Source organism: Paenibacillus sp. NRS-1781 (assembly GCF_050467745.1).
GTDB classification, from domain to species: Bacteria; Bacillota; Bacilli; order Paenibacillales; family Paenibacillaceae; genus Paenibacillus; species Paenibacillus terrae_A.
The window spans coordinates 113,248-139,080 of the sequence record NZ_JBITPI010000033.1 but is presented as its reverse complement, the minus strand read 5'-3'; the positions used below and the strand labels follow the sequence as shown (position 1 = coordinate 139,080).

The following is a 25,833-nucleotide window of genomic DNA, read 5'->3' as shown; positions in this document are numbered from 1 at the left end:
TGTCAATACAAACAAATGGGGAGATTCTATATGAATGTACTCAAGGACAAAAAGGCATGGTTAATTTTTATCACACCAGCCTTGCTATTTTATTTAGGAACCGTCTTTGTCCCAATCATTCAGTCGCTGAATTACGGCTTTCAAGATTGGAATGGAATAAAGGATGCCAGGTACATTGGTCTGGGCAACTATATCAAAATGTTTAAAGACCCCTACTTCTGGAATTCCGTGCAAAATAACTTGGTGTATGTCGTGATCGTGGTACTCATGCAAGTGTTTATCGGTTTGTTTTTCGCATTACTGCTCTCTTACATCAAAAAAGGAGCCAGTATTTTCAGAACGTTGTATTATTTGCCAGCCGTAGTGGTCACCGTCGCTATCGCGCAGATGTTCCGTAACTTCTATTCCCTGCAGCCGCTGGGCTTGCTAAACATGTTCCTGGATTGGATCGGATTGGGCCACTTGCAAAGTGCCTGGTTATCCAATCCACACACCGCATTGATCGCAGTATCCATTCCCGAAGGCTGGCGCTTTACAGGCATGTACATGGTTATTTTTTATGCGGCCCTGATCGCGATTCCGAAAGAGATCGAGGAGGCTGCAACCATAGACGGTGTTAATGGATGGCAACTGATTCGATATATCAAATTGCCGAGTATCAAGCATGTGCTGAGTTTGGCCCTTATCATGTGTACTACCGGTGCGCTAAGAGGCTTCGATATCCCTTATATCATCGGTGTACCGGGTTCGACGACTGAGTTGGTCACGACTTATATGTACAAAAGAGCGTTCTCAACCAATCAATACGGATATGGAAGCTCAATCGCCGTATTTATCGTGATCGAAAGCCTGCTTGCCGTTCTTCTTATCCGGGCCATATTCAATTCCAGGAAAGGAGAAGCATAATATGCGATCCAAAAAAACAGCTTGGTCCTTCCTGCTCTATTTTATCGTCATCATGATCCTGATCGTGCAGATCTACCCGGTCGTCTGGCTGATGCTGTCCAGCTTCAAATCAAGCATCGAACTGACGACAAAACCCTTTTCGCTGCCGACGTTATGGTCGTTCGACAACTATGGAAGTGTGTTTAGGGAAAGTAATCTGCTGCTGTATATCAAAAATACAGCCATCGTTACGTTCAGCTGCCTACTACTAATCATCTTTTTAAGCTCAACGGCGGGCTTTGCCCTCGTCAAAATGAATTTCAAATTAAATTCGAAACTGCTGCTGTTCTTTACGGTCGGTATCATGATTCCGATTCAAGTCACCTTAATCCCGTTATTTATTATGTACAAAGACTTCGGACTACTGAACTCGTATCTTGCGCTAATCCTTCCACAAGTTGGATTTGCCTTGCCTTTGTCGATTTTGATCTTCACCAGCTTTTACAGCTACGTGCCCAATGAATTGATTGAAGCCGCTGTCATGGACGGGTGCAATATTTATCAGGTGTTCTATAAAATCATTTCTCCGCTTACCATCAACACGACGATCACGGTCGCATCGATCAATTTCGTTCTCATTTGGAATGATTTTATTTTTTCCAACACCTTTACGAACGACAAGCAATATAAAACGATCGCGGTGGGGCTTCAGGAGTTCATCGGGGCTTTCGGAGCGACGGATTGGGGGCAGACATTTGCGGCTATCAGCATCAGCATCATCCCAATCATTATCATATATTTATTTCTAAACAAATACTTGATGTCCGGCGTTTCTGACGGAGCAGTTAAAGGATAAGGAGAGATCAACTATGCAATCCATGAATCACCTTTTTGGCAAAATGAGAGGAAAAAGCAGAGCGATCACAGCGGAAAACCCACGAGGCCTGAAAGGAGAAGGCGGAAAAGCCACAGGTTCCTTGGGAATTGCCCGAAAAGGCAAAGCCTTTATCTCGCTGGCCCAAGGTGAAACTGCCACGCTCGTCGATATCGAAGGTCCGGGCATCATCCAGCACATCTGGATGACCGTGACCGACCAGACCGAGACCGGCTGGTTCGTGTTGCGTGATCTGGTGTTGCGGATGTATTGGGACGATGAAGAGGCCCCCTCCGTGGAAGTACCGCTGGGCGATTTCTTCTGCAATGGGTTTGGTGCCAGAGCGATCGTCAATTCCTTGCCGATCGTGGTGAACCCAGTCGGCGGCATGAACAGTTACTTTGCGATGCCGTTCAAAAAAGCCGCCAAAATAACCATTACCAATGAGCATCCCCAGGAGATCGAAGCGTTCTTCTACCAGTTTGATTACGTGCTGGTTGATGAACTCCCTGAGGATACGGAGTATTTCCACGCCCAATTCCGCCGAGAAAATCCTACCAAGCTCAAGCAGGATTATACGATTATAGATGGAATTAAAGGAAGAGGCAAATATGTCGGCACCTATATGGCATGGACTTCTTTATCACGTTACTGGTACGGCGAAGGGGAAGTGAAATTTTATCTCGATGGCGACCTGGATTGGCCGACCATCTGCGGAACAGGTGCGGAGGATTACTTCGGCGGCGCTTGGGGCTTTGTGAAATACGACAATGGAAAACCAGTGCATGAACAGACCTACTCCACTCCCTTTATGGGTTTCCCTCATTTCCAAGTGGAAGATAACACCAGGTCGCATATTTACGATGGAGCTGCTTGCCCGATGCGCGGCTTCTATCGTTGGCATATACTTGACCCTATTTTATTTGAGGAGGATTTACGGGTCACCGTTCAACAGATCGGGCATGATGGAAAAGCGTTATTCGAAAGAAGCGACGACGTGAGCTCCGTATGCTATTGGTACCAGACCGAACCGCATCAAGCATTTCCTGAACTCCCCGGTGTACTGGAAAGACGTCCACGCTAATCAGATGGAAAATCGGCAATAAAAACTAGTAGAGGTATAAAAATGGCTAATAAAAGGGTTACTTTAGTTCAAGTCGCAAAAGATTCAAGCGTATCTCCTGCAACGGTTTCTCATTTCCTGAATGGAAACTTTCGGAAAATGAGCTCGGAGACGAGAGAAAAAATTGGTCTCTCGATAACAAAGCTAGGTTACCAAGTGAACCCTGTTGCCAAAAGTCTCATTACCGGGAGAATGCACACGATTGGACTTGTCTTATCCGACAGTACCTATGACGGTTATTTTGAGGACTTGTATTTCCTGCATTTTGCCAAAGTCATCAAGCAGCAGTTAAAAACGTTGGGATATAAGATAATCCTGCTGGACTTTGAAGAAATCTTCATGAATATCCAGATGGTTGACGGGATCATCGTCAAAGCGACTATCGATACGGAAAAATTCATGCCCAAACTAATGGATCTCGATGTGCCAGTCATTACCGTAGGACGCCACAATTTATCCTATGGAGCGCACGTACTGCGTGTTAACGACTACCAAAGCGGTCAGACCGGGGTGAATCACTTATTGTCCCGCGGTTATCACAATCTGATTATTTTGACTTATCCGCATGGTCACGTCCCCGGATTCGACGACCGACTAAACGGTGCCAGCGAAGCCTTGCAGCAAAACGGAAAACTAACGACCGTTATCACCGGAGATATGACGGAAAATTTCGGTTACGAAACCGTGATAAACCTGGCACAAACCAGCCAGCTGCCGCAAGCATTATTTTGTTTAAGCGACACTTCCGCCATCGGGGCCTTAAAGGCCTGCAAAGATTTAGACCTGTCCCTTCCGCAAGACCTTGCCATTTTGGGCGTCGACGATATGCCGACCGTCTCTGAGCTTCTGAGCTTATCGACTATCCGGCATCCTATCAACGAATTGGCCGTGGCCGCTTCCAAGTTGATGATAGAATCCATTGAGTCCGACGAGCAGCGCATCGCGCCTGTCGAAGAAGTATTCCCCACGGAATTAATGATTCGGCGCACCTGCTAATATCATAATGTGCTTCTATAATAGCAAGGCCATAAAATAGTCGAGCACAGGGATAAATTTTTCCTTGCTCGACTATTTTTTTATTTAATTTCACTTCCATCTCAAGGGCGCGATTTTTCAGTAGCTTGATAAGTATTCCCGCATCATCTGCTCTATGGAAGAGTTGCACTGAACGTATTGAGGCAAATTAGCCCCAACGTATACGCACCAATCCATAATGACACCTTTAACAACAACACACATGTCTTTAGTTATCTCTTCACATGTTCTTCCGTCCAAATAAAGAAACGTTCGAACAGTTGGGGCGAATTATTCTCCATCTACCTTTTTAAAAATGGTGAGTGGATCTGTGTACAAGAAAAATGTCGCAGATTGATTGATAAAATCGCCCATTCTTTGAGCAATCAATGCCAGTTCAGATTGATACATTCTAAACGCCGCTGTAGTATCGAACCACATGGTAGCCACTCCATCATAAGAAATGGTTTCTGTTGAACCAAAGTAATTCGATTCTCCGGCAGATACTTGCACATTGTTAATAAATCTTCTCAATTGACTTCTCACGCCTTCGTGACTCGTCATAATCTCATTATGGGCTTCAAACCACAAACGATTAAACTCCTCACTACTCAAAGTATCGTTCTTCTTGATAAAATAAAAGATCTTAATGCCACCAGGTGAAGGATTGGTCACCTCCACCTCCTCTTCGGTGACTAAAAAGGGTAACGATTTCCCGAGATCACTAAAATTAGGCCCATCAGGACCCACTACTTTGTGTACATACGGATCGGAAAATGTTTTGGCCATAGCCTCGGCATCTTCAAAATACAATTCAGTGACAGAGTCTCTTCCATATACAATTTTATATCCACCATCTAGCACATCACTTTTAGCACCATATGCAGCATCATATACATAATTTTGTATATACTCATATATGCCCAAGGGATTGGCGGATGTGATTTTATATCCATGAATATGCTTTACATAATCAATAAACTCTTCATGCGTCATATCAGGTCTTCTTGTGACTATTGCCATTTGTTTAATCATTGTCGGTTCCTCCATTATTGTCAAAATAGTAAAATTTCAAACTTTGTAATATGAGCTTTCAGTTTTATAGCTGCCTCTGCTTTAGAAAGGCTATTTTCTATATCAATCATTTCATCCGAAAGCTTCTCTGCATATCATCTGCTGAAATCATGATGTCCTTCAGGTTTTATATATACATATGCTTGAAAAGAAGTATACTTTTACGGCATTATAAATGAAAGAATCAATCTTCTACTACTGTATATTTAAACTACAATAAAGGGTGAAGTGTAGATGAAATATGATGAAGAAATTAAAGATCTCCGTGTCAGAAGGACACATACGTTTCTTTTGAATGCACTAGAGGAGCTTCTTAGTTATCCGAGGAAAGATTTCAACTCAATTACCGTTAAGGATATATGCGAAAAGGCAATGGTACATCGAACTACATTTTACAAGCATTTCGAGGACAAATATGACCTATTAAATTTAGGTTTTTTACAATTTCAAGATGAATTTAGGAAAAACATCTTAGAAGAACGTATACAAAAACCGTTTCAAACTATTGAGAAGAACTCTAAACGAAAAATGTTAGATATGATTGTCTTGAAACAAAAAAAAGATGATACTTTAATGAATATTTTAAAAAATCATATTAAGGAAATTCTGATGCTTGATTTCATAGAATTAAATCAAAGAGGTAAAAATTTCACAGTCCCTCTTGAAATCATTGCAGAGTTTTATGCCAGCGCTATTTCTTCCCTTAATATGTGGTGGATTCAAAATAGCAGGGATATATCGGCTGTTCAAATGGATGAATATTTTAATCAAATGATTAGGGATCGTAACGATGACTGAGATTTCAGACCTGCTCGAAAAAATGTACGGTCATCACTACACGCCACAGACGGTGTCGAACATGACAAAGGGGATGGTAGAGCATGTGGATGCTTTGCGAAGCGAACGCTAGCTCCGCGTTACGTGTGCGTCTATGTCGATGCCACCTATATTGCCGTGGGCATTCGCCAGGATGGCTCCAAGGAAGTCTTGACCTATACCGTAGCACCTACAGAGTCGGCCTACATTTGGAATGAGCTGTTACAGGACGTGAAAGCACGAGGAGTGGAAGTCCTCCTACCCCAAGGTAATCCAAGTCGTAACGCGAGAACCACAACCTCTTCACGTTCTATAGCTTTCCCAAACCCATCTGGAGAAGTTTCTGGTCTCCCCATTTGAGAGCTGCAACCAACGCTTCGCTACTCGTTGCCATATCGGCTTCGATCAAGCCCGTGCTGAACTCCAAGCCATGTTCACCACCACAGACTAATACCCCCTTCTACGGGAAAGGTTATTTTCATTTACACTAACTTCCTGATGCTCCCCTTCCGCACGCGTTGTACCACACACACCTTCAAACTCAAGCAATATACGCTTATCTATTAATTCCTTAGTAACGTTAATGGTCTTCTTATAGTAGACAACACTGCCAGAAACAAAACCATCTGCACTACCTGATGGATTTTTTGCATCCCTAGGTTTTGCTATACACGCATCATGTAGTAAATGTATAGGTTGCCATGTTTGTTCATAACCGTCTCCTTTATCTTGGCTGCTTCTATTCAATTGATTCCCTTACAGTCTAATTAAACAAGGATGTAAACAGGTCGTTAACTGGCTTATAAATTATCATGACCAGAAGCAATGGGCTCGGCACATTGATCTTGTACAAGGAGCAGACCACCGCACCAATGCCCGTGATCCACAACAAGCCCCAGACCAGAAGGTCACGAAGCCTGCATTCTCGTGTCAGCAAAGGCACATCGATGACCACACAAGCCGCCGCAACAGCCAGAAAAAGCAGTAACACCATTTCGCTCACTCCTTGATATCTTCAATAAAAGATTTATCTGTAAGGCCAATCCGGTTAATCGACACGCTGGCTTTGTAATGGATGGATAGCGATTTTAGGTAATTGTCTCCTTTTTCCTGTTGTAGCCTTGCCCAAGCTTGGGGATTGGCACGGTAGATCAACTGTCCAAAGCCCATAATATCCACATTGTAGGACTCATTAATTTGTTCGACTGCAGTTTTCATCCGCAAGATAATTAGTTCTTCCGATTTCCTTTCCAGCTCTGTAATTACACGATCTGCCTCCAGATTATCTTTGCTCATTACCTCTTCCACATTACACAAGGCCTTTACATGGATGTAAATATGGGGTTTGCCGTCAATAATCTTGACTTTACGTTTGGTATCTGTCTGTAGAGCTTCAATGACGATGGGCCGTCCGTCGTCTCCTTTTACAGGACCTGAGGTTTTGACAACGTTATTGGTGATATAATTGTAGCCAATCGTCTCGTTATCGTTTAACCACCCGATCATCTTGTCCTTTCGAAATATGGCTATATTACTGTAGCGTAATCTAGCTGTGGGCGAGCTATCTTCCACATTGCTCTTCCTAGAGCCCTCACTGATACTGCCAGACATTTTCACTCCGGTCAACACCGGATTCTTCCCCTCGTACAGTAAATCTTCAATAAAATGGTTCAAAGTAACAGCGACTGTTTTGGCCGATGTCTTATAGGATTTGTCCAGGGAATTATACAATTTACTTGCTGGCAATTTCTCTAGCGGGGTAAGGACCTTCAGGACATCTTCGGCAGTGGTGTCTTTGGCGACCATGGCGTAGAAATCATTACGCGGCTCGCGGCTCCGTTTCAGCATATCAAGTACCTCTTTAATTCCAGCCCGAGCAAGCTCCTCTCCGATTACCAGTATACGGATATGCCCATAATAGCTGGCTCTTGCACTCACGAGATTATATTTGCGCTGGGCTTCATAAATCGTGGGTACCGTGAAGGTAGATACAATCACCGGCACCCCGGCCCCTCCCGTCCCTCCTGCCGCCTGCGAGGTAATTGCTGAAGGAATAACCACCTGCAGTGTAACCTTATAGCCAGATTCAGCCTTATCCAGCCCCATTCCCAGCACAAAGGCCATGTCATTTAACTCCTGTCTTTCCCAGCACCCGCTGAGCAGCATGGGGACCAAAAGGACAAGCAGTAGTCGGGCAACAGTTTTACGGTTGTTGGGTCTCATCTGCCGACTCCTTTTGCTTGTCTGTGCTTTGGCGATCAAGGTTTTGAATCATACTATCTTCTGGCCTTGTCTTTAAAAGCGGCCAGGGGAAGCGAAAGATTGAATCCTTCAGATCATTTGAACGGTATGGCCCGATCGGACTCATATAAGGCATACCGAAAGAACGCAGACTCGCCAAATGCAGCACGATCAAAAAGACACCGAATAGTATTCCGTATAATCCAATAAAGCCAGCTAGTCCGATAAGAACAAAGCGAATGATTCTTGCAGCGATCGACATCCCCGTCTCTGGTATGACAAAACTGGATATAGCCGTAATGGATACAATGATAACCATTGCTGATGAGATAAAACCCGCTGCAACCGCCGCCTGGCCTATGACAAGCGTTCCAACAATGGATATCGCCTGGCCTATATTTTTTGGAATCCTCACTCCCGCTTCCCGCAGAATCTCATACGTTAATTCCATGAGCATCGCCTCCACAAATGCGGGAAAAGGAACATTTTCTCTCTGTGCGGCAAGGCTGATAACCAGATTGGTAGGGATCATCTCCTGATGATAAGTTGTAACTGCCACATAAAAAGAAGGGGCAAGCAACGTAATGAAAAAGGAAAGAAAACGGATAAACCGCAGCAAGGTGGCAATATCGGCCCGCTGATAATAATCTTCGGCGGATTGAAAAAAGGATACAAAAAAGGAAGGTACTAGCAGCACGAATGGTGTTCCATCCACAAGAATGGCCACTTTGCCTTCAAGAATTCCCGCTGCGATGGTATCCGGCCGGTCGCTGTTATAAATCGTGGGAAACGGAGTAGCAGTCGTATCTTGAATAAACTCCTCGATATATCCGCTCTCCAGGATACTGTCCGTATCTATTTTGGCCAATCTGCGCTTCACTTCCTGCACCAGGTCAGGGTTTGCGATGTAGGTGAGATACATAATGGATACGCTAGTTTGAGTCACCTTACCGATCTGGAAAGTTTCCAGCCACAATTGGCTGTCTTTAATCTTTCTTCGGAGCAATGCCGTGTTCGTCCGCAAATTTTCCGTGAATCCTTCCATCGGCCCACGTACAACTGATTGTGAACTGGGCTCTCCTACATTGCGGTCCTCCCATCCAGGCAGTCCGATCCGCAGGGCGCTGGATGTTCCGTCAACCAGCACCATGATATTACCGGATAGAAGTTCATAAACAAATTGCCCAAGGTCATACGTGACGGATAGATCCCCCGCAATCAGCATACGTTTTCGCAAAAGCTCAATCTTCTGATTAGCATCAAGATCTCTCATCTGCTCAGGGGTACAACGTTCCTGAAGCGAAAATAATATGGAGTTATGCAGAACCTGTGTATCAACAAGACCATCAATATAAAGCAAAGCGATATGCGTAGACTCATCCAATTCCAGCTTTTTAGTGATCAAATCAGTGCTTGTCCCGAGCAGTTGAACCAACTGCACCAAATTGTCCTCCAAGTGGTGTGATAATGTGCCAGTAATTGTATCCTTCATGTCACAACCTCCACATTCCGTGAGCAAACTACAAGTAGTATGACAGAAGAAGTAGATAATTATCCCCTTACTATTCCTTTTTGACCGTCAATTAATAATTATGTTATAAAATCACATACTAAAGGAAATGACAAAAGAAAACTTAAGGGGCAGTTTACAGCAGATTTGGAGGAGTCTCATGAATCTTGAAAAAGACCGGATCAGTACGACTCAAATGATGATACTCGGGTTTTTGTTACTTATCGGAGATACAGCACTTGTTTATCCAACGATAATGACAACGGGAGCCCACGAAGACGCTTGGATTGCTGGCTTGATTTGTATTCCGCTAGGACTTGCATGCATAAAGCTGATCGTATCTGCATCAAATATTGATCCAACTAAAACGATTATCGAACTTTCATTACAAGGATTAGGAAAATGGGTGGGTGGAGCTGTAGCATTGAGTTATTTATTCTTTTTCCTGCTTGAAACCTCCATCTATGTCAGAGAAATCGAAGATTTCATGTGCACACAGATTTACGAGGGAACACCCGGAGGGGTCATTCGATCCATGGCGATTATTCTGCTGGTGTATGGCTTGCGGCTGGGTCTTGAAACACTGGGAAGAGCAGCCCAGATTTTTTTCCCTTTCTTTGCGTTTTTTCTGATTTGCCTAATCGTTCTCCTGTTCCCCGAAGCCCAGATAGAGCGTATCTATCCTATTTTGAACACACCGCTTCCTGACATGCTGCACACCATTATGTTCGGCGTATTTTTTCCCTTTGGAGAAATGTGCGTGATCTTCATGGTGCTTCCCTATGTCCAAAAAAAAAGCAATACAAGCCGCAATATACTTATCTCCCTATTGATCGGGGCCGTTGCACTTAACCTCATTTTGTTTCTCTCCCTGACAGTGCTCGGGGCATATTTCTCAGAGCACGAATTTTACGCGGCCTATATTCTTGCCCAGAGAATCAACATTGCTAATTTTCTGCAGCGGATTGAGGCGTTAATGGCCACCACGTGGATCATTAGCACCTATTTCAAAACAGTGCTTTTTTTCCACGCATTTGTCTTGGGGACAGCTCAGATATTAAAGCTTAAATCCTATCGGCCCTTGATCTTTCCAGTAGCGTTTCTGATTTACGGACTGTCACACCTGATTGCCAAAAATATTATTTTCTACGTTAAGGAGGTTCCTCCCTACTGGTTGAACTGGGAGATCACCAATGCTTTTGCATTCCCCCTAATTCTGCTTGTTGTTTATCATATCAGGAAACGTATCAGTCACAACAACCAGCTAACATAACCTTCGGGTCAAAAATGGAGTAGCTCATGGACTGATTCTCCTTGTGTGGTAACTTTCATTCTACACGAATCAGGCCTTGGGCCCTTTTTTATTTATGTCCAGCGGGTGTTGCACTTCATATTACAATCCGCAATGACAAAGCTAATTACAGCGGACACAAAAGTAGACTCGTTAGCTATAGAAATCGTGTATTATAACATATAATTTGTATAATATATTGATCAATTTTGAGGTTCCATTATATACTATAATGAAATTTAGAATGAAGGGAAGGTTGAAATGTCTATAGCTTCGGGATTGAGCGAAACGGAGCGCGATCCATTCCACTTTTTACAAGGAGTCAAGGATTGTATCCCTACGTTGCTCGGTTATGTGTGCATTGGCTTCGCGGCAGGCATTGTGGGGGCCTCATCAGGTGTGAGCACGATGGAAATTGCCCTGATGTCGGCGCTTGTGTACGCAGGAGCTTCCCAATTTATTATGTGTTCCATGCTGGCTGCGTCCAGTCCCCCCTCTGTCATTATTTTAACGACATTCATTGTGAATGCCCGCCACCTGTTGTTAAGCGCATCGTTGGCTCCTTATTTCTCAAAATATTCATTATGGAAAAATATAGGTATTGGCGTTCTTCTGACGGACGAATCCTTCGGGGTAGCCTCTGATAAACTTGCCAAAGGTGGACAGATCAGTGATCGCTGGATGAATGGGCTCAATATAACTGCTTACCTCGTCTGGATTGCCTCCTGTGTGGCAGGAGGCATTCTCGGGAACTGGATTTCCCGACCGGAGGCATTTGGTCTGGATTTTGCCTTGCCGGCTATGTTTCTGGCTCTGCTTATTTCCCAACTGCAAAGCGTCCAGATCTCCAAGCTCAAGCACCGTCTGCTGCTCGTGCTGTGTATGACTGTTCTGATGTACCTTTTGTCCTGGTGGGTGCCATCGCATATCGCCGTCATTGTAGCTACTGTGATGACCGCAACGATTGGAGTGTTAACCGACAAATGAACATTGATCCCAACGTCATGTACATCATTATCGGCGGCATGGTCGTTACAGCCATTCCGAGAATCATTCCCTTCGTCGTACTGCAAAAGCTGGCTCTGCCCAAACCAGTGCTCCAATGGCTGTCCTACATCCCTATTTGCATTTTTACGGCGCTCGTCATGGAACATCTGCTCGTCCGAACGGAAGGCTCCGTCACTTTTAATTGGCAAGTGCTTATTGCGATCCTTCCTACACTGGTGACTGCCTTATGGAGCAAAAACCTGCTGGCTACCGTTATTGTAGGTATTGTGAGTATGGCTGTAGTTCGGCTGTTATGGCTGGGATAGAACAAAAGGTGCAGTCTCGTTTTACGGCTGCACCTTTTTGGATATTCATATTGTATTCTTTCCCCTGCATCCTTATACAAACTTGCGATGATGCTTCTTGCCATCGTATGAGAATAAAGCCTGCTTGCCTTCAATTATCGTTTCCAAATGAACGGTCCGCCCCCACAGCTGGTACACATACGGAAGCGTACGCTCCATATATTTTAAATCCAGCTCAATCCCTTCAAACTGATGCTTGAGCTTCAACTCACCAGTGTGTAGATAATCTCCATCCTCAACGACAATATAAGGGGACCCACCATTTACACGGGAGAACACAAGCTGGTCCCGTATGTTTTCCCACGATTTATCTGTGATTTTCCAATCCGGTCCCCGTTTCTCGAATACGTACAGATCCAAATCCTCCGTCAGTTGCTTGGTCATGTAATTGCGTATAAAAGAGGTGTCTGAGTCAAACTCACGTACCTCGAACATTTTAGCGCGTCCTTCGCCCGGTTTGCGTCCTTGTCGCTCCTGCTCTTCACGGGTTGGGTTATCCCATCGCTTTTCAATATCCTCAAATATTTTAAGCCCCAAATAATACGGATTCAGGCTTTGCTTGGAAGGCTGTACGACAGAAGCATTCAGCAGTGCGAATTCAACGGTTTCATCTCCGGTCAAATCCAATTCCCTGACAATCCGCTGATGCCAATAGGAGGCCCAGCCTTCATTCATAATTTTGGTCTCCACTTGGGGCCAAAAATACAGCATTTCGTCCCGCAGCATTGTCATGATATCCCGCTGCCAGTCCTCCAGCACCTCCGAAAATTCCTGAATAAACCATACGACATCCTTCTCCGGTTCAGGCGGGAACTGTCGTATCTGGATGCCTCCGCTTTCCGTCGAATCCGGCTGTGTCTTCACCGTGTCCAGTGACCACAGATCATCGTAAGGACCGTCCGGGCGCTGCCGTTTTCCCGGTTCCTTTTGCTCACGGACTTTAAGCTCCATATAGCGCTGTTTATCCAGATGCTGTGGTTTGATTAGCTGTGGATCAACATGCTCTTGTATCGCCAGTACCGAATCAATAAAGGATTCGACGGCCTTCGAACCGTATTCCATTTCATAACCGTTAATCCGGTCTGCCGTAGCGGACATGCTCTCCACCATATTGCGGTTGGAGGCCGAGAAGCGGGCATTGTGCTTGAAAAAATCACAGTGCGCCAGCACATGGGCGACAATCAGTTTATTCTGAACCAAAGAATTTCCCTCCAGCAGGAAAGCGTAGCAGGGATTGGAGTTGATGACCAGCTCATAGATTTTGCTCAGGCCAAAATCGTACTGCATCTTCATTTTATGAAATGTTTTTCCAAAGCTCCAGTGGCTAAACCGAGTGGGCATTCCGTAGGCTCCAAACGTGTAAACAATATCTGCCGGGCAAATTTCATACCGCATCGGATAGTAGTCCAGCCCGAATCCATTGGCAACCTCCATAATTTCAGCAATGGCGTATTCCAGCTCTTTCTGGTCGGTGCTCATCCCACCGTTCCCCCTTCCCGTTTGCGAAAAAAGGTGCGTAAGGCTTGGTATACCTCGCCCTTTTCCTTGATAACGTAATACATGAACTGATCCATTTTGATGTTCTTATAGGCCGACATCAGTGTGCTGCTGCGGTTATATTGATTCACTTCTCCATAGCCAAACATGTTGCTGCGCTTCATAAGCTCCTCAATTAGCTTTACGCACCGCTCGTTGTCCGAGGTCAGATTGTCGCCGTCCGAGAAATGGAAGGGATAAATATTATAGTTGGAAGGAGGATAGCGCTTGTCGATAATCTCCAGTGCCTTGAGATAGGCCGAAGAGCAGATGGTGCCGCCACTTTCTCCACGGGTGAAAAATTCTTCCTCCGTAACCTCTTTGGCTTCGGTATGATGCGCCAGAAAGACAATCTCCACCTTTTCATATTGACGGCGCAAAAAGCGGGTCATCCAGAAAAAGAAGCTGCGGGCGCAATATTTTTCAAAAGATCCCATTGAGCCTGAAGTATCCATCATCGCAATGATTACCGCGTTGGATTGGGGGATGGTTTTTTCCTCCCATGTTTTATAACGGAGATCGTCCGGACTGATATGATGAATGCCCGGGTTGCCCTCGCGTGCGTTACGGCGCAGATTTTCGAGAATCGTTCGCTTCTTGTCAATGTTGGCCTGCATGCCTTTTTTGCGTATATCATTGAATACGATGGACTCAACCTCAATCTGTTCCTTGTCTTTCTGCTGCAAATGCGGTAATTCCATATCCTCGAACAGCATATCTTCCAGTTCTTCCATGCTGACTTCCGTCTCCATGATATCGTGTCCGGGCTGGTCTCCGGCTTTATCGCCTTTACCGGGCTTCTGGGAAGCAGGATCGCGTCCGATGACATCACCCACCTGACTGTCGCCGTCCCCTTGGCCTACATGCTTTTGCTTCTGATAATTATAAATGAAGCGATATTCGTCCAGACTGCGAATCGGCACTTTAATAATCTGCTTACCGTCTGACATGATAATATTTTCTTCCGTAATCAGATCAGGCAGATTTTGCTTAATCACATCTTTGACCTTCTGCTGATGACGCTGCTGGTCCTGGTACCCTTTGCGATGCAGCGACCAATCTTCGCGGGATACGACGAATGAATATGGCTGACGTGGTTCCGGCATTGTTAGGCACCCCCCAAGTGGATACACGGCACAGTTTGGCCTTGTTGGTTATTAAGTATATTCACGGGGATGTACGATATGTGATGGAAGCCAAAAAACCTTTCCAATTTCAGGACGCTTGTTTCAGTTCGGATGAGGGGGGTGTATTATAATAATAGAAGAAATGACCCGTGGGTCATGTATGTAAGTTCATATATGCAAATGAGAACAGGAGTGTGGATATAGATGAACAGCCAACCTGGCTTTCGTGAAGTACGAGAAAGTGACCAGCAGGTATTCCCTATCGCCTGGTATGCCGTCGGCTGGTCCAAGGAACTGCGGGATAAGCCGCTTAAAAAGCGGCTGCTCGGCAAGGATATCGTATTGTACCGTGATAAACATCGGCAGGTACATGCCATACATGCGTATTGTCCGCATCGGGGAGCCGATTTGTCGCTCGGCTTTTGCCAAAACGGGCACATCACATGTCCTTATCATGCATGGTCCTTCGATGAGAATGGGCAGTGCGTGGATATCCCTGCTCATCCGGGGCGGGCTATTCCCGATTTTGCTCATACCTACGCCTATCCTGCGATTGAAAAAGCCGGGCTGCTGTGGGTGTATCCTCAGGCTATTGGCCCAGCATCCGGGCCGGGTACAGAGAGTGGTGCATCCACTTTGACACCTCCCCCGCTGGAGCTTTTTCCCGAGCTGGAGGACCCAAATCTTGTGATGTCACCCTACGATTCTGTATGGAAGGCACATCTGACAAGAGTTGTGGAAAGCGTGCTGGATGTCGCCCACCTGCCGATTGTACACAACAAAACTATTGGTAAAAAATCGTCTACCGACATCCATATCCAATTCGAAGCAGATCACGATCATATTCGGGTGAAAAACGGAAGCGGGCTATTGCAATACACCTTTCCGCAGCAATGGATTTTGACTCCCGCTGAGGAGGGACGCAGCAAGTTTATTAATTTCGTCACCTTCACCCCAATTGAGCAGGAAGTGACCGCCATCTACGGGCTGGCTGGACGTAACTTTGCCAAATTTGTACCGGGTATGAGCCGGATTTTTTCCAGATATAGTAGCAGAGTGCTGGAAGAGGATCGAACTGTGGTGGAAAGCCAGCATCCGCGTCCTATCCCTGAGGCGCTGCGCATGGAGGCGCACGTACCCGCAGACGGGCCTCAGGTTCGTTTTCGCAACCGCTGGTACGACTTTCTCGTTAACGATGAGCCTCGTGTCCGCCTGGACCAAGAATCGACGTGGTGAAGGGATGGGCAAGCGTCAAGCAACGGGCGTTCGTTCACAGCATCTTTTCTGCCTTATAGCCTATTCCATACACCGTCTGCAATAGCGGCTGATGTGGCTCAAGCTTCCTGCGCAAGCGCTGGATGTGAATGTCCACCGTCCGTGTTCCACCTGCATAATCGTAGCCCCATATCTGCTCCAGCAGCTCGTCCCGCGTGTATACCCGCCCAGCGTGTGACACCAGAAGCGCCAGCACATCAAACTCCTTGGGTGTCAGCTCCAGCACTGTTTCCTCCAGTTCAGCCGTTCTGCTGGACGGGCGCACTCGTAACGGGCCAAGTATCGTTTCTGATCCCTCTGGCGTGGGCGCTCCTTCCCGTTCCAGCCTCCGTACCAGCGCCTTGATGCGGGCGAGCAGCTCTCGCAGATCAAAGGGCTTACTCATAAAATCGTCCGCGCCCAGCTCCAGCCCGAGCACCTTATCCACAATATCGTTTTTGGCAGTCAGCAGCAGAATACCGATGCCCTTCCGACTTTCCAAACGGCGGCACACCTCATATCCGCCCAGCTTGGGCATCATCACATCAAGCACCAGCACATCGGGGTGAAACAAACGGACTTTTTCCAATGCGTCCTCCCCGTCAACAGCGGTTTCTACCAAAAAACCTTCTCTTTGCAACGCATAGGCCAACGCATTGCGAATGCTGGGTTCATCGTCCGCTATTAATATTTTTTTATCCATGTCTTTTCCTCCCTGCCCCATAAACCAACCGATTCAGCCTACTTATGTTCTCGCAAATAATAATGAATCAGACTGGTATGGCATATGAACTGCTCGCGTGGATCGTTGAGATCAAAATCCGCAATGTCACGAATCCGTTCCAATCTGTATTTGACCGAATTACGATGTATAAAAAGATAATTCGCTGTATCCATCAGACTGCCCCTATTTTCCAAATAATAAAATAACGTTTTAAGCAAATCGCTGCCATGAGACCGATCATACTGCTGGAGTTTGCCCAGCTTACGTTCAAACAAATCGGCAAATTCCTCTTTGTTCATTGCTTCCCCAAGCATATAGTGCATTTCGATATCTCCGAATATACATACACGTCTATCGGGGTACAGCCGCTGGGAGACGGTGATGGCACGTCGTGCCTCATTATAGCTTTGCATCAGCTCCCACAGCTTTTTGGTACTTCCAATGCCTATATAATAATCGCCCGTTCCCAGTGCTTTTTCACTGTTCCAGCTCTTTAGCGTTTCAGCCCAGGTTAGTCCCTGATCAGCGCCAGCCCCGTCATGGTGGTCATTCGGATGAAGAGTAGGTAAAAATAGTATCGCCCGATTGGAACGGAACTCAATATGAGATACCACACGCCGCCGGATGGATTCCTGACTCAGCAATCCAGACAGAATCTCTTCTGGCGGAGCGGTAGCACTTTCCAGTACAGCGACCTCCCAATCATATGCCGGGTTAAATCCCAGTTGACGCCCTCTCCGCTCAACCTCATGTCGCAATGGTACCGGAGGGGTCATCAACTCATCAATAAAGTTACCCCGTAGCCGGCTTTCTGTATCTTCTACTGCCTTTTCACGCATTAATTCCAGTGCCATGACCAGACGTGCCTGCTCAATCCCCACCTGCTCCATATCATCCAGCTCATTGCGGGCAATGACCAGCTTGGCAACCGTGCGTTTATCGACATTAATCGGAAAATGACGGGAATCCTGCGCCTCCATCCAATTCCATTCCTGTGGTGAAGTGACGATGGCTCGGCCTCCATTATTAATCAAAGCAACCGGGGCTTTAAGCAGCTCTGCTATATTATCGCTTACAGCCTGTATACCGCTGTTCTCCAGCACCATCGTTGTTAAGGTCCGATATATTTCTTCCGAGCGTCGCAGCAGCTCTGCCTGCTGATTCAACACCATATCCATGACTCGCTGTGTAATATCCGTATATGGAATATCGGCCGGAATCTCAATCACGGGCAGTCCACAGGCATTGCTTTCCTCCAGCGCACTGCGGGGAATTTCCTTGAGAAAGCGGGTCGGCTTGATCGCAAGTGCTGCGGCCCCGCCCTGATGCAATAATTGAATAATTTGACACAATACCTCAGGCTCATGACGAATGGAATAAGCAGTTGTCATCAATAATACGCCTTCCCTGATCCAGCCCTTCAAGTCAGGGACCTCCATAATATCAATAAAACGGACAAACCGATTTAGCCCTTGCTCTCCGCTTAGTACCTTCGCCTCCTTCAATACGGGCATTGTCATAAGCTCCTGAACGGTTACACCCGGTATTTTCATATGGACAGACCACCTTGCTATTTATTTTGCGGTAACGGCACATATATATAGGATTTTGCAAAGTTCTCGCCTAACTTAATTTTCAGGATAGTGTACCAAAAAAGTTTACAAAACAAAACCTTTTACCGGATGGAACGCAAATAAACCGCCCGATCAGGAAAAGGCGGCTTAATTCAATACCCTATTATTTTATAAGTCAGGCTTATCCTGCCTGGACTTCATCATTCTCCCTCTGCCAGTGCACCGATGCAGCTGCGCCGAGCGCCACAATCGGATCAATGGCACGGATGCCCAGCCTGCGCTCCAGCTCCGGTGCGAAGTTCATCGTCACAAAACCCGTACAGGCCAGAACGATGGCCTCTGCTCCCTTCTCCTGAAGCCGTAGCGCCGCTGCCATCGCCTCCTCCTTGCCATGCGGAGTGTTCAGGTCCAGCGTCGTACGCACACCCTCTGGGCGCTCTGTGCCGATATAAGACTCACCCAGGATGCGGCGGATCAACGGAGGCGTCTCCTCCAAAATAGTCAACACACCAATACGACTGGCCGCTGTCAATGCCAGATGCGCCGCACAGGAGCCTGCGCCGTACACAGGTACATTCACCGCCTTACGGGTTTCCTCCAACGCCGGATCAGCCGCACAGCTAATGCCAATAGACGTGCAGCCCTGCTCGACGAGCTGTTGCGCTGCGACCACAATTTTAGGCACCGATTCCCGATTCGTTGCATCGTCATAGATTCCCTGTGGCTGGTCAGGGATACATATACTGCTGACAGATAGCCCGTAGCGCTGCTCGATGACCCGGCCGTGAAGACCAATTGCGACTTCGTCTTGCATAGTAAGCACTCTGATCATTCCGAGCATGATGAATTCCTCCCCGTTTTACAGCTCCTGCTGTTTCTCATCCACCTAGCGCTCCAGCAGCTGCCCAGCTTTCATAATCAGGCGGTCATCCAGATACACATCCGGTCGCTGAACGACACTGTCAATATGTACACCCGCAGCGATGGTCCCACCAAAAGTATTATTGCTGCCAAAAGCCACATGAATCGTGCCGTACACCTTCTCATCTTCCAGTACGACACCCGTAATACGCGCTTTATCATTTGTTCCGATACCGAATTCTGCCAGCATTCTGCCGTCACCTTCACCCAGCATTTCCAGCAGGGGCTGCCCTGCTTCCCCTTCTGCGGCTATCAACCTGCCGTTTTCGACCGTCAGCAGCAGCGGCTCCTTCAAGGCACCGATTCCTGCAACAGAGCCGTCCACCACAATCTGCCCTTGCGCCATTCCCTCCAGCGGAGCAATATACGCTTCACCGGAAGGAAGGTTGCCGGATTCGCCAGGGTTCAGATACATGCCTGTGCTGGGCACGCCGTTGCGACCCTCAATGGTAAAGCTCAGGCTGTACCCATCCTTCTCGATCCGCACCTGCTTGGCAGCTGTCAATAATGCGGTCACCTCCTCGGTCAGCGCCTTGACCTTCGGATAATCAGCAGCAATCGCCCCGTTCATGAACATATCGTCCGTCATGCCAGGCATCGTCGCCAGACGCGCTCCAGCGGCTGCGGCTTGCTTGCGGGCATGGGTATGGGTCAGCGAATACCGGGTGACGCATACAACAACATTGGAGCGAAGCATGGCTTCGGCCACAGGTGCCGGAGGCTCCTCCCCTGATTTGGAGCGTACCTTCATCGTTAAAATAGCAGCTTCTGCGCCTAGCGCCTTGCCAGCTTCATAAATGGACTCGCCCAATTCCTTTTTATCATCGTCCGTTACGACCAGAAGCGTCTCTCCAGCAGCTAGTCCCAAACATTTTTGCAATACATTTTTACTAATTTCAACACGTTGTTGGCTCATATTCCTTACCTCCTATTTTCAGTCAACTTATACGCTTACACCATTTCTGATACCAGCTTGCCGATCAGGGCATTGGACAATACGACGGGAACCCCGGCGTAACGCGCCGCCAGTTTCCGGTGAACATCCGTATACCCCATACAATCCAGCACGATAAGATCAGCCTGATCCTTGAAATGCCCGGCTGCCTGGCGAAATTCCTCTTCACTGCCGTTGTAAGGCGAGGCCGCTGCAAACCCCGGATTCATTCCGTGAGGACTGAATTTGAGCTTGAGATTGTCCTTCTGCTCTTCCAGCGGACCAATCAGACCGACCCGTCGTCCGCCGGACATCGCCTTAATCACAGGAGGAAGCACATGGTCCGGCTCAATTAAAAAGGCAGTTCGGGTATGCAATCCCGGAAATACGCCGGTACATAGCAATAAAATCGTACGGATGCCCTGTTCTTCCATGCGCGTGATTTTCTCCTGAAGCAGCGGCTGGATTTTTTCGCGTGCTATAACCACCGACTCGCCAGTCGTCAGGCGGGAGGTCAATACATACTCTCCCGGCGACGGAGACAAATGCTCTTGTATATAAGCAAAAGAAAGACCGTCCAGCGCACCTGCCTGTACCAGTTCTGCACGTCCTTCCAAAGCCCGTTCCACGATAGGAGCCACATCTGTCCGGGGAGCTTGCCCAATCGTAATCATCCCAAGCTTATTCATCTTCAATCCCCTGCTTCCCCTGCGATAAAGCCTGTGGTTACGATTTGCATGCCAATAATAGCCCCCAGAACGCTTGTAGCCACCATGAGAATAAATGCAAAAGGCTCAAACGTTTTCGGGTGACGTTTTTCTTTTTCTTTTTCCATATGACCCTCCTATGGCTTAGACATGATGTGATGTATTTCTTCATCTGTTGAGTAGGTTTAACTTATGTTACTGCAACTTTCCTTCCATAAACAATGTTCGTCCTGACCAAAACAAAGGCTTGTTTATTGTGCATACAGAATAAAAGACGATATATATAGCGCTATCATGACATTTCACCCCTTCATCGTGTTAATGAATATAACATGAATCTAGAAGAACGTGTATAGCCCTTTAAAACAGCACCTATTACCTCATCATGAATAGACTGATAACTAACAGAGGATTACCTTTTTCTTTAATCACAAGTCAAGTGAGGTTCTTATGACGAAATCATATACCAAAGCACAGATTCGCAAAATCACCAGTCGTTTCGGTCTGTTCCCGTTAAAATCAAGCTTAGTCTCATCACTATACCGGAAAAATGCAGTAATCCAGGTGAAAACGAAAAAGGGAACTTATGCATTAAAGCCCTTTAGCCGTACTAGGATGGTCCGCTCAAATACAATCCAACAGATGGAGCAGGCTGCAAGCATGATCAGGCTTTTGAAAAAGAGGAAGTATAGCTACATGCCCGCGTGGCTTCCAACACATTCAGGGGAGCTATGGACTTTACATCAAGGAACGCCATTTTATATGAGTCAGTGGATCAAGGGGCGGGGATTGGAAAATGCTGAAGATTTCGAAAAACTTGGGTGGGCACTTGCCACGCTTCATGCCACGTCCACTGGCTTGCATCAGATTGGAAGGGGGAAATCCCCTACGTTACAACAATTGCGGATATGGAAAAAACAGGACCGTCTTTTTCAACGAAAAATATCGAAAATCAGCCGTCATGACAAAGAATATGGCAACTGGTACAACGCTCACGGCAAAGACTGCAAACGTTTAGCTAGGCGGGCATGGAAGGATTTGCAGGACACATCCATTGTTAAGCTGCTTCAGAAGGAAAACCGTTCCCCCGCTTTGATACACAGCGACATCACGATCCCCAATGTCATGATTTCAGATGATAGTGAACTCAAAATCATTGATTGGGATCGGGTTAAGGTCGGCTCAGTCTATGCAGATCTGGCGAAGGCCCTTATGAATACGACCCAATTCAATCCTAAATTTGTGCAATCCTTGCTGAAGGGATACCAAAAACGCAAACCACTAAGCCAAACTGAACGAAAAATGGTTACAGCCTTATATAAGCTGCCACGTGAAGCGTGGCATGCCTCCCTACACCCGAATCGCTCAAGAGACCGCGAGATCCTGGACAATTGGGATCAATCGTGGCCCCTTCGCTTACAAATTATTCATATTTTACAAGAATGGGTCCATGCATAAAAGAAAGCGAGGATCAAAATGTCGATTTTATCGAACGTCGAGCAGATGTACGGAATCAAAATTCAACATACTCGTCAAGTGAAGGACATATACAAGATTGAGACCGCCCACATGACCTATTGCTTAAAGCCCTACAGCTTTTCGGAAGATGAAATTCGTTTTATTACACGCGTGTTGTCCTTCTTGGATGAGCGCGGGTTTACCCATAGCCAAAAGGTCTATCCGACAGTGCAGCAATCCGCTTATATGACCCATGAAGGCATTTCGTATACCTTAACCAATTGGGTGGATGGACGAAGACCAAAATTCAAAAAAAAAATAGATTTCAAAAAGGGAATTTCCACCTTAGCCAAATTTCACTCCAGCGCCGTAGGCTTTCCTGTCACCGAAGCTCCGGCAGCCAGAATACGTTACGAGGGCTTGGGTGATGAAATTGCTGGATACAAAAAACGCCTCCGTCCGTACAAAGGCACAGCACATCTTGTGGCTCTCTGTGAAGAAGTGTCGAATCATTTACAGCAGCCCAAAGTTCGAGAAGCAATCGACTCAGAGCAAAAAGCTGCCGCATTTATACATGGCGATTACAATTATCCCAATCTGATTAAAGACAGACAGCTCAAGATTCATTTAATCGATTTTGAAAATTGCTCCCTGCACGTAAGAATGAAAGACTTGTCCCATCTTCTTCATCGAAATTGTCTTTGGAACGGGACCAAGATGCTGCGCGCGGTCGACTACTATCAACGATATCGTCCGTTAAGCGCCCATGATTTACATTTGCTTCACACACTTTTGATCTCTCCCTATCATGTGGTCCGCAACATCAGAATAGGCGGCATCCATTCTGCCAAACGTGTTATTCCATCATTCGTGCAGTTAAACAAATACCGACGTGAACTTAGAGCGCTGCTATAATCTGTCGGCTTGGAACTAAACAGGAAAACAGACCTGATGAAACGGTCTGTTTTTTTATGTTCTGACAACGATTTATGGGAAATCTACATGCCACTGAACCCAGTCCACTTGCTGATTGTACCGGTACAATCAAAAATTTATAGCATTGTTATCAATACGCCCCCCTTCTACAATGAGGCTTAGACCCAATAGATCATTTGTTCCGAAAAGAGAATTGGGGAAACTAACAACAGAGGTGACTCCACATGTACATTATGACAAAAGAAGACATAAAAGCTTATCTAAACAGGATCGGAATTGAAGACATTCTGCCTCCTACTAAATCCTATTTATTTGAGCTGCATAAGGCCCATGTGAAACATCTTTCGTGGCAAACGGTGGACATTTTTGCAGGAAAGCCGGCAGACATTGGTTTTCAAGAATCCGTTCAACTTATTTTACAGGGGAGAAGCGGTTATTGTTTTCATCTGAATGGTGCCTTCAGCGCACTACTACATTCACTGGGCTACAAGGTCAGCCTGCATCGTGCAGGGGTTCAGCCTTTAGGGGCAGAGCCACGCATCAATTCATTTCATCTTGGGTTAACGGTGAACTTGCTAAATGAGCAGCAAGAAGATGAAGTATGGATTGTTGATGTCGGTTTAGGCGATATGCCATATGAGCCTGTTCCACTCCGTATGGGCACTTATGAACAAGCCCCTCTTCAATATAAGGTTACGGAGTCCGGGGTTGTTGCAAAAGGCTGGCGGTTAGAGCATGATTCGCTTGCTTCATTTGTCGGCGTTGACTATGACCCTACGGTTGTTCGGGATTTGGAAGAGTTTATGCCAAAACATCATTTCTATAGCCGCTCAGCGGATTCTCCATGGTTCAACCTGTTTCTAATTCGGCAAAGACAAGCATTAGAGACGAATGAACTAAGAGGCTGCATTTGGAAAAACCACGGGCTGAACGGATTGGAAAAAATAGAGCTGGATCATAAATCGCAGTGGCTGGAAGTGTTGGCAGATGTGTTTGGTGAGCCGCTTGTTAACTATAGTCACCAGGAACGGGACGAGTTATGGAAAAGGGTATTTGCGGCTCATACTGAATGGAAGAAATCAATCATTTCCTTATAAGTTTTGCGCTCTTCCTCGGTTGCGTTGATTGGACCGCCACGGAGGAAGAGCGTTATTTTCCCGTCTTGCTCAAAGAAAGAACATACCGATATCTCATTCTATCCTCTCACACCTACATCATTTCACCAGGATGTTGAAGCGTTTCCAGTTCCTTCACCATATTTTCGATCAGCTTTGTGAATGAAGCCAATTCCTCAGAACTAGAGGCCTGTTGTCGGGCGCTGGCTGTTGTGGCAGCCGTTTCGGATTGCACACTGTTCAACATATGGGTAATATCCAGTACCTTGCACTGAATTTGCTCCTGAGCCTGCTTGGAATTGGATGCCAGCTTGCGTACTTCCTGTGCCACAATCTGAAACCCGCGCCCTGCTTCCTGCGCATGTGCTGCTTCAATCGCCGCATTCAGTCCCAGCAAGTGTGTCTGATCCGACAGCTCGCGAATCGTGCCGCTCATCTGCTCAATATGCTTGATCTCATCACCCAACTGCTGTACCAATTCTTCCGTATGCTCTTGCGAAGAGACTGTTGTACGGGCACTATCTGCTATATTATCTGTATTTCCACGCAATTCGGCAATCATTCCAGTCAAATTTTGAGCAATTCGGGAAACAACGGTTAATACTTGTGTTTGCTCATCAGCCAGCTCGTTAATTTGCTCCTTTTCCTTCTTCTGATAAGCTTCCAGCACAAGCTGGGAGTCCAGATTGAACATTTTGGAAAGAGCATGAACAATCGGATACCAATCGTCGATCCCCGAATGCTTCAAAATATCTACTGCAATGTCCAAGTAAGTTATGTATGTGCCCAAATAATAATCCGAGGACAGACCAATGCGGGAATGCACCTGACCTACAAAAAGACGGTGCTCTATAAATGGTTCATCTATTTTCCCGTCTGCCAGAGAAAGCCAGTATTCTCGTTGTGTTTCCTTTAAGCGTTCAATATTGGACCATTTGGAGATAATCGACATGAGGTGCGGGACCTTTTCCACATGATCATAAAATCGATCCACCACCTCATCCACAATAGATTGGAACAAACCCTGATGGAGATGCAATAAAGCCAAATCATCATCCGTGATTCCAATATATTGAATCTGTTTTAATCTACTTTCAGCTACATCAATCATAAGGTTCCTCCAAATAAATAGTTTACATCCATTTAACATTACCATATTTATCGACGCATTTTTTTGGAAAATGTTATAAATTAGTGGATTCATTGTGACTTTTCACATATTAATGATGGACAAGCACCTGAAATAACTCCTTCATGATAAAAAAAGAATCCGGTAGCAAGCACTTGAAACTCCCAGTGCTTACTACCGGATTCCTCATAGGTTACACAGCCGATAGAAATCTCTGTTCAGCTACGACGCCGTCCAT

At 46.2% G+C, this 25,833-nt stretch carries 26 protein-coding genes and 1 pseudogene; 13 read left to right on the top strand and 14 right to left on the bottom strand.

The features are described 5' to 3' along the window. The first annotated feature begins 30 nt into the window (after positions 1–30). Genes ACIFO6_RS12850 through ACIFO6_RS12835 form a run of 4 tightly spaced genes read left to right on the top strand, consistent with a single transcriptional unit; the run spans position 31 to position 3,878 of the window. Positions 31–906, top strand: a complete 876-nt coding sequence (locus ACIFO6_RS12850) for a carbohydrate ABC transporter permease (RefSeq protein WP_430041021.1) — start codon at positions 31–33, stop codon at positions 904–906. A 1-nt stretch (position 907) separates the two neighbouring features. Beyond that, a complete protein-coding gene (locus ACIFO6_RS12845; protein WP_430041020.1) occupies positions 908–1,741 on the top strand; it encodes a carbohydrate ABC transporter permease in 834 nt (277 codons plus the stop codon). 13 nt (positions 1,742–1,754) lie between these two features. Then, a complete protein-coding gene (locus ACIFO6_RS12840; protein ID WP_430041019.1) occupies positions 1,755–2,843 on the top strand; it encodes a glycoside hydrolase family 172 protein in 1,089 nt (362 codons plus the stop codon). Positions 2,844–2,885: 42 nt separating this feature from the next. Continuing rightward, entirely contained in the window at positions 2,886–3,878 is a 993-nt protein-coding gene (locus tag ACIFO6_RS12835; RefSeq protein ID WP_430041018.1) for a LacI family DNA-binding transcriptional regulator, read from the top strand. A gap of 309 nt (positions 3,879–4,187) precedes the next feature. Here ACIFO6_RS12835 and ACIFO6_RS12830 read toward each other — a convergent pair whose 3' ends face one another. Next, positions 4,188–4,931 carry an EthD domain-containing protein gene (locus ACIFO6_RS12830; RefSeq protein ID WP_430041017.1) on the bottom strand — a complete coding sequence of 248 codons (744 nt, stop codon included), beginning with the start codon at positions 4,929–4,931 and terminating at the stop codon, positions 4,188–4,190. A 273-nt stretch (positions 4,932–5,204) separates the two neighbouring features. Between ACIFO6_RS12830 and ACIFO6_RS12825 the strand changes: the two genes are divergently transcribed. Together ACIFO6_RS12825 and ACIFO6_RS12820 are read left to right on the top strand one after the other, a co-directional pair. After that, positions 5,205–5,768 carry a TetR/AcrR family transcriptional regulator gene (locus tag ACIFO6_RS12825; RefSeq protein WP_430041016.1) on the top strand — a complete coding sequence of 188 codons (564 nt, stop codon included), beginning with the start codon at positions 5,205–5,207 and terminating at the stop codon, positions 5,766–5,768. Continuing rightward, positions 5,755–6,047: pseudogene (locus ACIFO6_RS12820) on the top strand (transposase); the annotation flags it as partial. The gene ACIFO6_RS12825 and the pseudogene ACIFO6_RS12820, both read left to right, overlap by 14 nt. Before the next feature lie 186 nt (positions 6,048–6,233). Here the strand turns inward: ACIFO6_RS12820 and ACIFO6_RS12815 are convergent. From ACIFO6_RS12815 to ACIFO6_RS12800, 4 genes are read right to left on the bottom strand one after another with little or no spacing between them, the layout of a single operon-like run. Next, positions 6,234–6,533: a hypothetical protein gene (locus tag ACIFO6_RS12815; RefSeq protein ID WP_430041015.1), complete on the bottom strand. Its 300-nt coding sequence runs from the start codon at positions 6,531–6,533 to the stop codon at positions 6,234–6,236. A gap of 16 nt (positions 6,534–6,549) precedes the next feature. After that, the gene (locus ACIFO6_RS12810) at positions 6,550–6,780 is read right to left on the bottom strand and encodes a hypothetical protein (protein ID WP_430041014.1); all 231 of its coding nucleotides are present in this window, start codon (positions 6,778–6,780) and stop codon (positions 6,550–6,552) included. 5 nt (positions 6,781–6,785) lie between these two features. Next, entirely contained in the window at positions 6,786–8,009 is a 1,224-nt protein-coding gene (locus ACIFO6_RS12805) for a Ger(x)C family spore germination protein (RefSeq protein WP_430041013.1), read from the bottom strand. Then, the gene (locus ACIFO6_RS12800; protein WP_430041012.1) at positions 7,990–9,519 is read right to left on the bottom strand and encodes a spore germination protein; all 1,530 of its coding nucleotides are present in this window, start codon (positions 9,517–9,519) and stop codon (positions 7,990–7,992) included. The genes ACIFO6_RS12805 and ACIFO6_RS12800 overlap by 20 nt, the downstream gene beginning before the upstream one ends. Positions 9,520–9,697: 178 nt before the next feature. Between ACIFO6_RS12800 and ACIFO6_RS12795 the strand changes: the two genes are divergently transcribed. The 3 genes from ACIFO6_RS12795 (at position 9,698) to ACIFO6_RS12785 (ending at position 12,141) form a co-directional block, all read left to right on the top strand. Continuing rightward, positions 9,698–10,810: a GerAB/ArcD/ProY family transporter gene (locus tag ACIFO6_RS12795; RefSeq protein ID WP_430041011.1), complete on the top strand. Its 1,113-nt coding sequence runs from the start codon at positions 9,698–9,700 to the stop codon at positions 10,808–10,810. Positions 10,811–11,089: 279 nt separating this feature from the next. Then, on the top strand, positions 11,090–11,815 hold the full coding sequence (locus ACIFO6_RS12790) for an AzlC family ABC transporter permease (RefSeq protein WP_430041010.1): 726 nt from the start codon (positions 11,090–11,092) through the stop codon (positions 11,813–11,815). Continuing rightward, entirely contained in the window at positions 11,812–12,141 is a 330-nt protein-coding gene (locus ACIFO6_RS12785; RefSeq protein WP_044647499.1) for an AzlD domain-containing protein, read from the top strand. Before ACIFO6_RS12790 ends, ACIFO6_RS12785 begins: the two co-directional genes overlap by 4 nt. 72 nt (positions 12,142–12,213) lie before the next feature. On the opposite strand, the gene ACIFO6_RS12780 is transcribed toward ACIFO6_RS12785, so the two are convergent. Together ACIFO6_RS12780 and yhbH are read right to left on the bottom strand one after the other, a co-directional pair. Continuing rightward, a complete protein-coding gene (locus ACIFO6_RS12780; RefSeq protein WP_430041009.1) occupies positions 12,214–13,659 on the bottom strand; it encodes a SpoVR family protein in 1,446 nt (481 codons plus the stop codon). Next, on the bottom strand, positions 13,656–14,822 hold the full coding sequence (gene yhbH / locus ACIFO6_RS12775; RefSeq protein WP_430041008.1) for a sporulation protein YhbH: 1,167 nt from the start codon (positions 14,820–14,822) through the stop codon (positions 13,656–13,658). Before yhbH ends, ACIFO6_RS12780 begins: the two co-directional genes overlap by 4 nt. Positions 14,823–15,047: 225 nt before the next feature. On the opposite strand from yhbH, the gene ACIFO6_RS12770 reads away from it, so the two are divergent. After that, on the top strand, positions 15,048–16,079 hold the full coding sequence (locus ACIFO6_RS12770; protein ID WP_430041007.1) for a Rieske 2Fe-2S domain-containing protein: 1,032 nt from the start codon (positions 15,048–15,050) through the stop codon (positions 16,077–16,079). A 34-nt stretch (positions 16,080–16,113) separates the two neighbouring features. On the opposite strand, the gene ACIFO6_RS12765 is transcribed toward ACIFO6_RS12770, so the two are convergent. The 6 genes from ACIFO6_RS12765 to ACIFO6_RS12740 all read right to left on the bottom strand — a co-directional run bounded on the left by ACIFO6_RS12765 (position 16,114) and on the right by ACIFO6_RS12740 (position 21,085). After that, positions 16,114–16,800 carry a response regulator transcription factor gene (locus ACIFO6_RS12765; protein WP_430041006.1) on the bottom strand — a complete coding sequence of 229 codons (687 nt, stop codon included), beginning with the start codon at positions 16,798–16,800 and terminating at the stop codon, positions 16,114–16,116. A 38-nt stretch (positions 16,801–16,838) separates the two neighbouring features. Beyond that, positions 16,839–18,374: a PucR family transcriptional regulator gene (locus tag ACIFO6_RS12760; protein WP_430041005.1), complete on the bottom strand. Its 1,536-nt coding sequence runs from the start codon at positions 18,372–18,374 to the stop codon at positions 16,839–16,841. A gap of 202 nt (positions 18,375–18,576) precedes the next feature. Beyond that, positions 18,577–19,236, bottom strand: a complete 660-nt coding sequence (locus ACIFO6_RS12755) for an aspartate/glutamate racemase family protein (protein ID WP_430041004.1) — start codon at positions 19,234–19,236, stop codon at positions 18,577–18,579. A 45-nt stretch (positions 19,237–19,281) separates the two neighbouring features. After that, entirely contained in the window at positions 19,282–20,232 is a 951-nt protein-coding gene (locus tag ACIFO6_RS12750) for an aminopeptidase (protein ID WP_430041003.1), read from the bottom strand. Positions 20,233–20,267: 35 nt separating this feature from the next. After that, positions 20,268–20,939 (bottom strand): AroM family protein, encoded by a 672-nt coding sequence (locus ACIFO6_RS12745; RefSeq protein ID WP_430041002.1) that lies wholly within the window; start codon positions 20,937–20,939, stop codon positions 20,268–20,270. Between the two features lie 2 nt (positions 20,940–20,941). Next, positions 20,942–21,085, bottom strand: a complete 144-nt coding sequence (locus ACIFO6_RS12740; RefSeq protein WP_430041001.1) for a hypothetical protein — start codon at positions 21,083–21,085, stop codon at positions 20,942–20,944. A gap of 322 nt (positions 21,086–21,407) precedes the next feature. On the opposite strand from ACIFO6_RS12740, the gene ACIFO6_RS12735 reads away from it, so the two are divergent. The 3 genes from ACIFO6_RS12735 (at position 21,408) to ACIFO6_RS12725 (ending at position 24,448) form a co-directional block, all read left to right on the top strand. After that, the gene (locus tag ACIFO6_RS12735) at positions 21,408–22,415 is read left to right on the top strand and encodes a phosphotransferase (protein WP_430041000.1); all 1,008 of its coding nucleotides are present in this window, start codon (positions 21,408–21,410) and stop codon (positions 22,413–22,415) included. Positions 22,416–22,433: 18 nt separating this feature from the next. Then, the gene (locus ACIFO6_RS12730; RefSeq protein WP_430040999.1) at positions 22,434–23,330 is read left to right on the top strand and encodes a phosphotransferase; all 897 of its coding nucleotides are present in this window, start codon (positions 22,434–22,436) and stop codon (positions 23,328–23,330) included. Between the two features lie 245 nt (positions 23,331–23,575). Then, positions 23,576–24,448, top strand: coding sequence for an arylamine N-acetyltransferase family protein (locus ACIFO6_RS12725; protein ID WP_430040998.1), 873 nt, complete (start codon positions 23,576–23,578; stop codon positions 24,446–24,448). A gap of 112 nt (positions 24,449–24,560) precedes the next feature. Here ACIFO6_RS12725 and ACIFO6_RS12720 read toward each other — a convergent pair whose 3' ends face one another. Then, positions 24,561–25,577: a protoglobin domain-containing protein gene (locus tag ACIFO6_RS12720; RefSeq protein WP_430040997.1), complete on the bottom strand. Its 1,017-nt coding sequence runs from the start codon at positions 25,575–25,577 to the stop codon at positions 24,561–24,563. Between the last annotated feature and the right edge of the window lie 256 nt (positions 25,578–25,833).

Excerpts from the sequence above, each read along its gene's own strand:
- ACIFO6_RS12830 (WP_430041017.1), bottom strand. The coding sequence starts at position 4,931 with ATGATTAAACAAATGGCAATAGTCACAAGAAGACCTGATATGACGCAT.
- ACIFO6_RS12800 (WP_430041012.1), bottom strand. The coding sequence starts at position 9,519 with ATGAAGGATACAATTACTGGCACATTATCACACCACTTGGAGGACAAT.
- ACIFO6_RS12825 (WP_430041016.1), top strand. The coding sequence starts at position 5,205 with ATGAAATATGATGAAGAAATTAAAGATCTCCGTGTCAGAAGGACACAT.
- ACIFO6_RS12750 (WP_430041003.1), bottom strand. The coding sequence starts at position 20,232 with ATGAGCCAACAACGTGTTGAAATTAGTAAAAATGTATTGCAAAAATGT.
- yhbH (WP_430041008.1), bottom strand. The coding sequence starts at position 14,822 with ATGCCGGAACCACGTCAGCCATATTCATTCGTCGTATCCCGCGAAGAT.
- ACIFO6_RS12745 (WP_430041002.1), bottom strand. The coding sequence starts at position 20,939 with ATGAATAAGCTTGGGATGATTACGATTGGGCAAGCTCCCCGGACAGAT.
- ACIFO6_RS12720 (WP_430040997.1), bottom strand. The coding sequence starts at position 25,577 with ATGATTGATGTAGCTGAAAGTAGATTAAAACAGATTCAATATATTGGA.
- ACIFO6_RS12755 (WP_430041004.1), bottom strand. The coding sequence starts at position 19,236 with ATGCTCGGAATGATCAGAGTGCTTACTATGCAAGACGAAGTCGCAATT.
- ACIFO6_RS12765 (WP_430041006.1), bottom strand. The coding sequence starts at position 16,800 with ATGGATAAAAAAATATTAATAGCGGACGATGAACCCAGCATTCGCAAT.
- ACIFO6_RS12725 (WP_430040998.1), top strand. The coding sequence starts at position 23,576 with ATGTACATTATGACAAAAGAAGACATAAAAGCTTATCTAAACAGGATC.
- ACIFO6_RS12845 (WP_430041020.1), top strand. The coding sequence starts at position 908 with ATGCGATCCAAAAAAACAGCTTGGTCCTTCCTGCTCTATTTTATCGTC.
- ACIFO6_RS12740 (WP_430041001.1), bottom strand. The coding sequence starts at position 21,085 with ATGGAAAAAGAAAAAGAAAAACGTCACCCGAAAACGTTTGAGCCTTTT.
- ACIFO6_RS12760 (WP_430041005.1), bottom strand. The coding sequence starts at position 18,374 with ATGAAAATACCGGGTGTAACCGTTCAGGAGCTTATGACAATGCCCGTA.
- ACIFO6_RS12770 (WP_430041007.1), top strand. The coding sequence starts at position 15,048 with ATGAACAGCCAACCTGGCTTTCGTGAAGTACGAGAAAGTGACCAGCAG.
- ACIFO6_RS12785 (WP_044647499.1), top strand. The coding sequence starts at position 11,812 with ATGAACATTGATCCCAACGTCATGTACATCATTATCGGCGGCATGGTC.
- ACIFO6_RS12795 (WP_430041011.1), top strand. The coding sequence starts at position 9,698 with ATGAATCTTGAAAAAGACCGGATCAGTACGACTCAAATGATGATACTC.
- ACIFO6_RS12730 (WP_430040999.1), top strand. The coding sequence starts at position 22,434 with ATGTCGATTTTATCGAACGTCGAGCAGATGTACGGAATCAAAATTCAA.
- ACIFO6_RS12850 (WP_430041021.1), top strand. The coding sequence starts at position 31 with ATGAATGTACTCAAGGACAAAAAGGCATGGTTAATTTTTATCACACCA.
- ACIFO6_RS12790 (WP_430041010.1), top strand. The coding sequence starts at position 11,090 with ATGTCTATAGCTTCGGGATTGAGCGAAACGGAGCGCGATCCATTCCAC.
- ACIFO6_RS12810 (WP_430041014.1), bottom strand. The coding sequence starts at position 6,780 with ATGGTGTTACTGCTTTTTCTGGCTGTTGCGGCGGCTTGTGTGGTCATC.
- ACIFO6_RS12735 (WP_430041000.1), top strand. The coding sequence starts at position 21,408 with ATGACGAAATCATATACCAAAGCACAGATTCGCAAAATCACCAGTCGT.
- ACIFO6_RS12805 (WP_430041013.1), bottom strand. The coding sequence starts at position 8,009 with ATGAGACCCAACAACCGTAAAACTGTTGCCCGACTACTGCTTGTCCTT.
- ACIFO6_RS12780 (WP_430041009.1), bottom strand. The coding sequence starts at position 13,659 with ATGAGCACCGACCAGAAAGAGCTGGAATACGCCATTGCTGAAATTATG.
- ACIFO6_RS12835 (WP_430041018.1), top strand. The coding sequence starts at position 2,886 with ATGGCTAATAAAAGGGTTACTTTAGTTCAAGTCGCAAAAGATTCAAGC.
- ACIFO6_RS12840 (WP_430041019.1), top strand. The coding sequence starts at position 1,755 with ATGCAATCCATGAATCACCTTTTTGGCAAAATGAGAGGAAAAAGCAGA.